This window comes from Clostridium sp. TJA085 (genome assembly GCF_058310235.1).
Genome location: NZ_JBZEEZ010000002.1, coordinates 266856 through 279023 on the forward strand (window position 1 = coordinate 266856; position 12168 = coordinate 279023).

Below are 12168 nucleotides of genomic sequence, written 5' to 3' on the forward strand. Positions count from 1 at the left end.
TTTTCTATTAATTTCTTTAATTTGTTTATAAATATAAGTAAAATATTAAAATTAATTCATTTTTTTCTTTAAACTTTAATTATATTTTCAATAAATTTATTTTAAAGAAAAAAGAGATATAGAAAAAGGAATTTAACTATATCTCTTACTATTATTAAATTTTTAGTTTTTAATATCTTTGTAATAAACCTCTATACTTGCATCTCCTAAGTTTTTAGGAATTAAATCTTCTTCTATTTCTTTTCCGTTTATTATTATTTTATTTTTAAATGATTTTTTTATCTTTATATTATATTTTTCTGATTTATTGTTTATTTTTATTTCAAAACCATCCCAATCACTTGGAATACATGGTGATATTTTGTATCCTATTCCTTTATAAATTTTAAATCCTAATATATTTTCTAATCCTACTTTATACATCCAACTAGCTGTTCCTGTATACCAGCTCCATCCACCTCTGCCTCCATGTGGTTCTCTTACATAAACATCAGCCGCCATAACATATGGTTCTAACTTATATCTTCTACAATCAAGTTCAGTTAATCCATGATTAATTGGATTTATCATATTAAAATATTTTGCAGCTTTATCTCCTATTCCAAGCTTTGTTAATGCTAAAATAACCCAAGTTGCTGCATGAGTATATTGTCCTCCATTTTCTCTTACCCCTGCAACATACCCCTTTATATACCCTGGCTCTTCTTTTGATTTTTCAAAAGGTGGAGTTAAAAGTTTTATTAAAGCTAAATCTTTATCCACTAGATTTTTATCTACGGCTTCCATAGCTTCTTTTGCTCTTTCTAATTTACCACCTCCTGATATTACTGACCAACTTTGAGCTAATGAGTCTATTTGACACTCACCATTTTCTCTAGAACCAAGAGGTGTTCCATCATCAAAATAAGCTCTTCTATACCATCCTCCATCCCAAGCATTTTTCTCAATATTTTCTCTTATAAATTCTCTCATTTCTCTATATCTATTTACTTTTTCATCATCTTTCATATAATTACATATATCATCAAATCCTACTAAAATTTTATATATAAACCATCCAAGCCATACACTTTCACCTTTTCCCTTATTGCCTACTGTACTCATTCCATCATTCCAATCCCCACTTCCCATTAGTGGGATATTATGCTTACCAAATTTCAGTGATTTTTCTATAGCTTTTATACAATGTTCATATATAGTTCCTTCCTTATTTGATTGATTAACTATTGTATATCTCTCATCCTCATCTCCCTTTAAAGGTTCATCCTCTAAATAAGGAACACTTTCATTTAATATATTATAATCTCCTGTAATTTCTATATATTCAGCTGTTACAAATGGTAACCATAATAAATCATCTGAAAATTTTGTTCTTATTCCACTATTTATTATAGGATGCCACCAATGTTGAACATCACCTTCTAAGTATTGTCTTGAAGCACTTCTTATAATTTGATCTTTTGTTATACTTGGATTTATAATACCAAGAGACATTGAGTCTTGAAGTTGATCTCTAAATCCATAAGCACCACCTGATTGATAAAAAGCCGTTCTCGCTAAATATCTACAACTATAATTTTGATATAGTAACCATCCATTTAAAAGATAATTCATTGATTCATCTTTTGTTTTAACTTGTATATTTCCTAGGAAATCGCCCCAATACTCCTTAATATTATTTAATTCGTCATTTACCTTTTCTATATATTCATATTTTTCTATTAAACACTCTATTTTCTCTTCAGATTCTTCTTCTCCTAAAAGTACTATCAACTCCTTCTTTTCTCCAGGCTTTAATGTAATATCACACTTTGTAACTAAACATGGATCAAAACTGCTTCCACATGCCCCACTTAATTTATCTTCTTGCAAACCATTTGGTGATTCTAAACTACCAGAAATCCCAATAAATTCTTTTCTATCACAGGTAAAACTTATATTTTCTCCACCTATTATAGTTGAATACGCTTTCAAATTACCAAAGTACTCTGAATATGGATTTTGACCATAAATATAGTTTCCTCTATTGTAGGTTGATATATATCTAGCTGTTTGATAATTTAAAACTCCAAGTACTAGTTGAGCATAATAATATACTGATAAATTTTTATCAATATTATCTATATTTTCTAGTATTATTTTTTGAATTTTAACCCTTTCTCCCTTTGGAGCAAATACTATCATATTACCTCTTATATTATTAACTGTATGAGAATAGCTTGAATATCCAAATGAGTGTTTTATTATATACTCTCCATCATTTCTAACAGGCTCTGGAGTTATTGAGAAATATTTCAAATCATTATTATCTCTTATATAAATTGCTTCTCCTAATGAATCTTTAACTATATCATTATTCCAAGGAGTTATTTTATTTTCTCTACTATTTTCACACCAAGTGTGCATAGATCCAACTTCAGATGTATGAAATCCAAACCTTTCATTAGAAATAACATTAATCCATGGTGCTGGCGTATTATTATTCTCTCTAAGCACTATTACATAACCTTTATCTTCTTTATCAAAACCACCATACCCATTAAAAAAATCTAACTTATTCTTTAATTCATTATACATACTTATTTTGTTTTTATTTTCTATTATTTTTTTATATTTATATTTTTCTTCATATGTATATTTATCATTCTTATTATTTAAAAATTGTTGTTCTTTTAATTGAGTTAATATATTTCCCTTTGTACTATCTATAAAAATTGATGATATACCAATTAAAAAATCTCTTATATTTTCATTCATTGTTGATTTATTGTGAAGATATATTCCTCCTTGTTTATTTAAAATTTCTTCACCAGATAAAACATTAATTTCTTCTAATATTTCTCTTTGAAGTGGCATTTCATAACTTGATTCTTCATTATTATAAATTACTAAGTCAGTTTTAACTCCTTTATTTTTAAAGTACTTATGCATTTTTATAATTGACCTAACTAAATTAATATCTTCATCACTATTAACAAGTAACATTATAATTTTTATATCTCCTGATATTCCAAATGCCCATAAATCTTTCTGATGTTTATTTATATTTCTTATATAAAACTCTCTATCTTTTCTTTCATTATTTAAAAATAATATATATGAAGCTAAACTTTGATATATATTAGCTTGTGCTGATGTAATAGCAAGGTTTTTAAGTTCAACTTGCATAAATCTACTATATGTATTAAACTCATTTTCTAATTTTTTAATATTACTATATTCTCTAGAAAGTTTTATAACCTCATCTCTTTCAGATGCAGTTCCTGTTATAAAATAAATTATTTTTTCTTCATTTGGTTCTAAGTTTAATCTTACTCTAGTACTAATTATAGGATCTAATACTGTTCCTACTGTATTTTTTAAACTATTATTATTATCCAAAGCTAAAGGCTTATCTAAGTCTCTATTTCTTCCAATAAAATTCATTCTTGAAGTTTCATAACTCATTACCCCTTCAAACTCATAATCACATATTGGCTTATGAAATATATAAGGAACTTTTCCATCTTTAACTCTAGCTCGCCTTTTCCCTATTACTGTTTTTGTGCTTTCATCAAATTCAGTTTGAATAAAAAGATTTGAAAAGCTTGGGTGTGCTGTGTCAGCTTCCATAGTAGTTAATGTTACTTCCATATAACTTGTTACTTCTATAGATATTCCTTTTTCTCCAACATTTTTTAATTTTAGCTTTCTTATATCTATACTATCTTCACTTGATACTACAACTTCCATTTCACTCTTTATTAATCCACATCTTTTTGTAAATTTTGCTTTATCTACCGAGAATTCTATATCCGTTTCTTCACAATCATTTCTGCAAGGCTCAAAAGTAGCACTCCAATATTCATTAGAATTTAAATTTTTAATGTATAAAAATAATCCACTATTATCAACAGTACTATCCCCTTTCCATCTATATAATAAATTATTTCCTTCTTTTGAATAACCGCTTCCTTGTAAGGTAATCATAGTTGAAAAGTTTCCATTTGATAACAACAAAACTTCTTGATTTTTATTTGTACTGCTATTAAATCTTCTTGGAGTAAAATCTTCACATTCTATATATTCTCTATTAATTGCAATATCTTCATTACGCTCAAATGTTATATATTTAGGTATCTTTTCTTTAAGTAATATTTCTGTTGCTTTTACTTCTTTTATATTATGAAATCTTTGCTTAAGTATATTATTATTTAATATGTTATCTAAAGCTAATAAAGACATACCTAAATGGTGAACCATATAACATCTTACTTCTTTACCTTTATACATATGCCCTTTTATTTTATTATCTCTTTTTCCAGTAAAATCTATAGCTTCTATAAAACCATATCTTCCTACTGCTCCTAAACTTTCTAAATTTCTTAGATTTTCTATGGACTTCTCCTTAATACAAGGTAATACCATAAGTGTTGAATATGGTGATATTACTAAATCATCTTCAAGCCCTCTTTTTAATCCTATTCCTGGAATTCCAAAAGCTTTATATTGATAAACTTCTCCTATATCAAATTTATAATAAGCTGATTCTGATATACCCCACGGAATATTTTTCTTTTTAGCAAATGCTATTTGTGCCTTTATAACTGACTTATACGTTTTATCTAAAAGAGTTTCTTCAAAACTTTTCATTATTAAATTGGGCATAAAATATTCAAACATAGTTCCACTCCATGAAACTAAACTCATCCCTCTATATGCATTAGTCATTGCTCTGCCAAGTTTAAACCAATGACTAGTATCAACTTCATTTCTTGCTATAGATAAAAATGAAGCTACTCTTGATTCAGATGCTAATAAATCATAATATGAATTACCTAAAGAATTTTCCTCTACATTATATCCTATAGAAAATAATCCTCTATCTTTTGAATATAAAATTTTAAAATCCATTTCACTCATAATTACTTCTATTTTTTCTATTAAATCATCAATTTTCTTTTCAAAAACATCTAATTGTTTAACTTTTTCTTCTAAAACTTTATTAGAGTCATCTTCTGATAATCTTTCAATCTTTTTTATTTCTTTTTTAAGTTCTATAAGCGATGGGTTTTCTTTCTTTAAATATTCAAATAATATTTTATTTATATCTCCATAAATATACTCTGAATATTTTATTTTATTTTCAATTTCTTTCTCTAACTTATTTAACCAATATTTAAATTCTTCTTCTCTATCTGTACTTTCTTCTTTTATTAATTTAATATATTGTAATTGTTGTTTTAAAATCTGTATATAATCTTCATTTTTTAAATTATTTGATACATTGAGATTATTACTATAATCTATTCCTAATATATTGTATGTATCAACTAAACTTAAAACTTCTTCTTCTCTTATTAATGGATTATTTTTATATTCAACAAGTGTTTCTTTTATAATCCATAAATAACCTAATAAATTTCCACTATCTACTGTTGATATATATCTTGGCCATAATGGTGTACAGGTTTTTGTATCATACCAATTAAAATAATGCCCCTTATATTTAGTAAGTTTATTCATTCCTTCTATTATAAGTTCTAATCTCTTTATAACTTCACCTAATGATATATATCCTAAGTCATATGCAACAATATTTGATATAAGCCCCATTCCAATATTAGTTGGTGATGTTCTATGTGCAACTCCTTTGTAAGGTTTTTCTTGATAATTATCAGGAGCTAAATAATTATTTTCTTCATTAACAAAATCCTCATAATAAGCCCATATCCTTCTACTTATACATCTTAAATAATTTCTTTCACCTCTTGTAAGCTCATCTTTTTCTTCTTTTATTGAAGTACTTATATTAAAGGCTATTAATGGTGCAAATAACCATAGTATAGATATTACTGTCATTAACCCACCTAGTGTAAAAGATGAATTAAATCCAAATACAATAAATAATCCTCCAGCTAATACAGAAAACCACATATTTCTATAATAATATCCAATACTATCCTTAACTGTATTCTCAGCATCTTCTGCTGTTTGCCATTCTAATAAATTATTTTTTGATATTAGAAATCTAAATAATGCTTTACATATTGCCCCTACCATTATATACGTTTGATATGGTATAAAACTTATAATTAGAATTACTTCTTTAAAACTTTTCAAAGTTCCTATAAGTTTATTTTTAGGGGTAACAACAAAATCCGTAACAGTAAATAATAATGGTGTTGCTATTGCTAAAAATAATAATATAGTTATTTCAATACCTCTATTTAATGATAATAAAGTTATTATAATCCCTATTAATATTGATGGAGCTAAAAGACTTCTCCTTAAGTTATCGAATATTTTCCACCTTGAAAGTGCAGATAACTTTTTTGAAAACATCCATGAAATTAATTGCCAATCTCCTCTTACCCACCTATGTAATCTTTTTGTACTTGATATATATGTTGATGGATAATTATCTATAAACTCACAATCAGTTACTAATGCACTTCTTACATAACATCCTTCTAAAAGGTCATGACTTAATACTCTATTTTCCGGTATTTCATCTTTAAGAACATTATAAAATACATTTATATCTATAATTCCTTTACCAGTAAATGAACCTTCTTCAAATAAATCTTGATAAGTATCAGAATATGCTGTTGAATAACCATCAACTCCACTATCACCACCAAATATTTTTGAAAATTTACTTTTATTTTTACTTTCTAAAGATATTGAAACTTTAGGCTGCATTATAGTATAACCTCTTTTTACAATACCTTCTTTGCAAAATGGTTTATTCAAAGGGTGACTCATTGCTCCTATTAATTTTTTTATTACTCCTCTTGTTAAAAAAGTATCTGTATCTAAAGTTACAATATACTTGGCATCTCTAATGCAATCTATATTTGAACTTATAACATTATATGTATGGTTTTTGCCCCCTTTTAATAAAGCTATAAATTCCATTATTTTTCCTCTTTTTCTTTCTTTACCCATGAACACACCTTCATGAGGATTATAAACTCTTTTTCTATTAAAGAAGAAAAACTTATCATCTTCATCTCCTTTACAATACTTTATATTAAGAGTTTCTGTTTCCCTTATAGCCTTTAAATTTATTTCTTTTTCATAATCATTTAATTCTTCTTTGCTATCTTTAAAATCTGCAAGTATAGCAAAATATAAATTATCTTCTTTATTAGCTAAATATGCTACTTCAAGTTTTTCTAAAAGCTTATGTATATCTTTTATTGAATTAACTATTGTTGGCACTATTACTATAGTCTTTTGTTCTGAACTTATAGAATTTAACTCCAACTTTGGTACATGCCTCACTTCTACACTTTTACTAACTACTAAATTTATTAATGTAACTACAACTTCACTTGATGGAATTAAAAGTATTACTGCTGCAAGTATATATTGACCTAAATTATAATTTGCACCTAATAAATTTCCCATAAAAAGTGTAATTAATATTAAAAATAATGTTCCTAAAACATTTATCATAAAGAAACTTTTAAAATTCATTTTATTCTTTATTTTATTTGTAATTTCAAGAACTTCATTTAAATATTTAATTCCATCATCAATTAAATAGTATCCTATATGCCTTTTAAAATCACATTTTCCCAAATCACTTGCTTTTTTTGCTAGAAATATTAATTTTTCAGCTATTAAAATTTCATCAATATTATTTAATTTAGAAATTTTTTCAATTTTATGGCGATAATAATCTTTTGATTCAAAATCCATTCTATTATAAATATTATTAGGATCATTTTTTAAAATTTTCTCCACCATAGATGTTTCTTCAAAAAACCTTCTCCAATTTATAGAATCTATCTCTCTTATTGAATTAATTAATAAACTTATTTCTAACTCTAATTTTGATTCTAATAATTTATTTTTCATTACACATTTATCTGAACTGTTTTCAATTAAATTTAACTTTAAAATACTATATAAATTTTCATCTTCATAAGAATTATCTTTTAAAACTTTATATAACTGATTATTAAAATTAAATGTTGATTTTTTTATAATTTCATAATATTCATCTGAATTTTTATGTTCTTTATCTGAAATTATTTTATAAGCTAGTTTTTTACCATTTAATTTATCACTATATATCTCTTTTAAATTTTCAGTTATATTAGATAAGCTTATAATTATTGAAGCTCTAAGCATTAATGGAAATGCCCATAGTTCTCCCATAGTTAACTTTTTATTATTTTTTAATATAAAATTTATACATTCTTCTTCTGTTACATTCATATTATTTTCATTTAACATCTTTCTTGCAAGAAAAAAAATACGTGGAGAATTTTCATTATTAAAAGTAACTTCATTTAAATCCTCAAAATATTCTTTAGGCATATTCTTTTTAGTTGTTTTATATTCTTTTTCTATTAGATAAATATTATCTAATAACCATTGCCCTGCCCCTATTACATCTTCTCCTTCATTTGATAAAGCTTTTATATACTTATAATTTTCTTTTATTTTCATAAAACTAAGCTTTAATTCATTAAGTACATTTCTCCTACTTGATGAGTTTTTGTTATTCACTTTAATCTTCTCCTTTGCAAAGTTTTACTTGTTAACTTAGTTTTTACCAAAATAATAAAAAAAATTACTTTTTATTTTTCTATAAAAATAAAAAAGATGGTATTTATAAAAAAGATAAAAAATCTCATTTATAAATACCATCTTTTTAAATATATAATATTACTTTATTTCTGTATTTAATTCCCCTAAATTCTTTTCTTCAATTAACTCTTCAACAGTTTCGATGCTTGATTTATCTTTTGCTAATATTATAGTTGATATTATTATAAATATTGTACCTAAAATTAATGCTAATGTTAGATGTTCTCCAAATAATATTACCCCCATAATAATACTAACAATTGGTTCAAACGTACCAAGTATTGATGCTGAAGATGCACCTATAAGTTCTATACCTTTTAATAATAATATTATTGATAATATTGTTGATACAACTGATATTAACATATATGAAGATACTAAATTAACTGTAAATGTCATAACTAATGAGTTATTTATAAGTCCATAAAGTATCATTCCAACACCAGCTCCAAAAGATAAATACATAGTAACTACTCTATTATCAACATCTTTAAGCTCCTCAAGGGCTAACATTATAATGTTACCTGCATAACTTATTCCAGAAATTATAGCTAAAACTACACCTAATATACTTAATGTATTATTTTCAAATGCAATTAAAGCATATGCTCCAATTCCTGCAAATATTAATGATGCTAATTTATTTTTACTCATAAGCTTTTTAAATAAAATATATTCAAATATACAAACAAATGCTGGATAAACAAAATGTAATGTAGTTGCAAGTCCTACCCCTAAATAATTATAAGACATAAATAATGTTTGAGTAGTTATTGTATAGCCAAAAAATCCTGTAAAAAATAAATATAGAAATTGTTTTTTTGTTACTTTAATTGATACTTTAGTTATAAGTAAATATACAAAAAGTATAACTGCAGCTATTGAAAATCTAAATACTAATACTGTAGTTGGATTTGAACCATTTTGATATGCAAATTTAGCAAATATAGGCATTAACCCAAATGCAACTGAAGCTAATATTGCAAATAAAATTCCTTTGTAATTTTTCAATTCTTCATCCCCTTAATTATATATAATCACTAACTTTTAAACACGTTCAATTATAGATTGTAAGAGTATAAAATCCTATTGTCAATGGCTATTTTGCTATTGTCATATTTTTATTTCAAATATTGATCCTTCCCCTAATTTACTATTAACAAATATAGTTCCGCCATATATATTTACTAATTTTTTTGCTATAGATAAACCTAATCCATTTCCACCTGTTTTACTATTTCTTGATTCATCAACTCTATAAAATCTATCAAAAAGAAATGGTATATCTTCTTTTGGTATTCCAATACCTCTATCTACAACCTTTAATATTTTATTGTTATTATTTTTTTCAAATATTATATCTATATTTTTATTAGTAGTTGAGTATTTTATAGCATTATCTAATAAAATTATAATAAGTTGCTTCATATGTAACTCGCTCATAGGAAAAGTTTTTACTCCATTATAATTAACTTTAATATTATAATCAGATTTTATAATAGAAAAATCATCTAAAATATTTTTTAAAACTTCTTCCGTATTACAACTTCCACTTAACCTCTCATTCAAGTTATCAAGTTTTGATATATCAAGTAATGTTTTTACTAAATCTATTAATCTATCTACTTCTTCACTACTTGCCTTTATTGATTTATCTAACACTTCCTTATCATTTTTTCCCCATCTATTTAATAATGATAAATGACCTTTTATTATAGTAAGTGGTGTTTTAAGTTCATGAGAAGCATCTTGAACAAATCTTCTTTCCCTATTAAATGAAGCCTCTAAGTCATCCATTAAAGAGTTAAAAACTATACCAAGCTTTGAAATTTCATCCCTGCCATCACCAATTATATTAACTCTTTTATCTAGTCTTCCTTCATTTTTTATTTGTTCCATTGTATTTGTAAGTTCTCTTATATTTTTAAGAAATAATCTTGATATTGCCATTGCACCTATCACACTTATAAATAACCCAAGTACAGCAGTTATTAATATTAAATAACCATAAGATTCAAATATATCATCAAAAATATTAAGTTCTATTCCATATTTACTTCTATGATCTATAAACCAATCAAAAAATACTGCTGTTTGAGCTATTGCTATAAATAATATAAATACTGCAAATACTATTGCAGATGCTATTGTTATTTTCCAAAATATAGGTAATTTCTTATACTTTTCTTTAATCATTATCTCTCATAACATATCCAACTCCTCTTACTGTTTGAATATATTTTTCCTTATCATCTTTATCTAATTTATTTCTTATATATCTTACATATACATCAACAATATTAGTTTCTGCCTCTGAGTTATATCCCCAAACATTATCTAATAATACATCTCTAGTTAGAACTTTATTTTTATTTCTTATAAGTATTAATAAAAGTTGAAATTCTGTATTTGTTAATTCTATAATTTTTTCATCTTTTTTTACTATTCTTCCTTCTACGTCTAATGTTATATCTTTAAATTTAAATTCACTTTTTATATTTTTACTATTTATTCTCCGAAATATAGCTTCCATTCTAGCTAATAATTCTTCTATTGCAAAAGGTTTTGCAATATAATCATCTGCTCCATTTTGAAGACCAGTAACTTTATCCATAACACTATCTCTTGCCGTTAACATTATTATAGGTGTATCTTTTTCTTTTCTTATTCTTCTACAAACTTCCAAACCGTTTATTCCTGGCAACATTAAATCTAGTAATATTAAATCATAATTATTTTTTAATGCTAATTCTACAGCTTTTCTACCATCACTTGCTACATCAACATTATAACCTTCATATTTTAATTCCATCTGTATAAATAAAACCATATTTTCTTCGTCTTCAACAATTAAAATTTTTCTCATAAAATCCTCCTTCCTAAATTAAATTAATATAAATTGCCTATACTACTATTTAATCACACAATAGCTAAACTATATGTAAATATTTTAAAAATAAGAGAGGTTTTAAATCTCTCTTATTTATAATAGTTAATAATTAAATTAATCATCATGATGATTATCCCCATGACCATCATGACAATTATTATCTATTTCTGTTATAGCACCTGTTCTTCCATCTACATTAACTTCTTGAAGCATATTATCTTTATCTTTTATCTCTATCTCATACTCTACAACACCATCATCTACATCTTCTTTTGCGCTTACTAAACTTCCTGGAACTTTCTTTAAAGCTATTTCTTTAGCTTGATCTAATGTATAATTTGGTTTTTCTGCAAACTTCATTTCTATTTTTTCTTCTACTTGCTCTATTGGATTATATTTATTCTCAATAACTTCATGTGTTATAGCTCCCGCAGCTATTGTTCCACATAATAGAACTCCCAATATTGAAAGTCCTATCACTTTTCCTTTACTAATTTTTTTCTTAGCTTTTTTTTCTTTTGAATTATTTTGTGAATCATCTTTATTATTATTTAATTCTATAAATTCTGTATCCTTTATATTTTTGTTTTCATTTATATTATTTTCATTCATAAAAAATCCTCCTAAAAATTTAATATTTATATTATGTATTAATAATAACAACTTAAAATTAAAATATACTTTATATAAAA

Annotated in this window: 5 protein-coding genes; all 5 read right to left on the minus strand. The window is 25.1% G+C overall.

Translation table 11 applies throughout. From position 1 onward, the window contains the following. Positions 1–162: 162 nt before the first annotated feature. Positions 163–8505, minus strand: a complete 8343-nt coding sequence (locus AC4FQW_RS08500) for a glycoside hydrolase family 94 protein (RefSeq protein WP_491148518.1) — start codon at positions 8503–8505, stop codon at positions 163–165. Between the two features lie 159 nt (positions 8506–8664). Beyond that, positions 8665–9597 (minus strand): DMT family transporter, encoded by a 933-nt coding sequence (locus tag AC4FQW_RS08505; RefSeq protein ID WP_303128913.1) that lies wholly within the window; start codon positions 9595–9597, stop codon positions 8665–8667. 102 nt (positions 9598–9699) lie between these two features. After that, on the minus strand, positions 9700–10782 hold the full coding sequence (locus AC4FQW_RS08510; RefSeq protein ID WP_491148521.1) for a sensor histidine kinase: 1083 nt from the start codon (positions 10780–10782) through the stop codon (positions 9700–9702). Further along, positions 10775–11452 (minus strand): response regulator transcription factor, encoded by a 678-nt coding sequence (locus AC4FQW_RS08515; protein ID WP_303128916.1) that lies wholly within the window; start codon positions 11450–11452, stop codon positions 10775–10777. The genes AC4FQW_RS08510 and AC4FQW_RS08515 overlap by 8 nt, the downstream gene beginning before the upstream one ends. Before the next feature lie 138 nt (positions 11453–11590). Continuing rightward, a complete protein-coding gene (locus tag AC4FQW_RS08520; protein WP_491148523.1) occupies positions 11591–12088 on the minus strand; it encodes a PepSY domain-containing protein in 498 nt (165 codons plus the stop codon). Between the last annotated feature and the right edge of the window lie 80 nt (positions 12089–12168).

Bases quoted from the DNA above. Each gene is read 5' to 3' on its own strand.
- AC4FQW_RS08510 (WP_491148521.1), bottom strand. From the start codon at position 10,782: ATGATTAAAGAAAAGTATAAGAAATTACCTATATTTTGGAAAATAACA.
- AC4FQW_RS08515 (WP_303128916.1), bottom strand. From the start codon at position 11,452: ATGAGAAAAATTTTAATTGTTGAAGACGAAGAAAATATGGTTTTATTT.
- AC4FQW_RS08520 (WP_491148523.1), bottom strand. From the start codon at position 12,088: ATGAATGAAAATAATATAAATGAAAACAAAAATATAAAGGATACAGAA.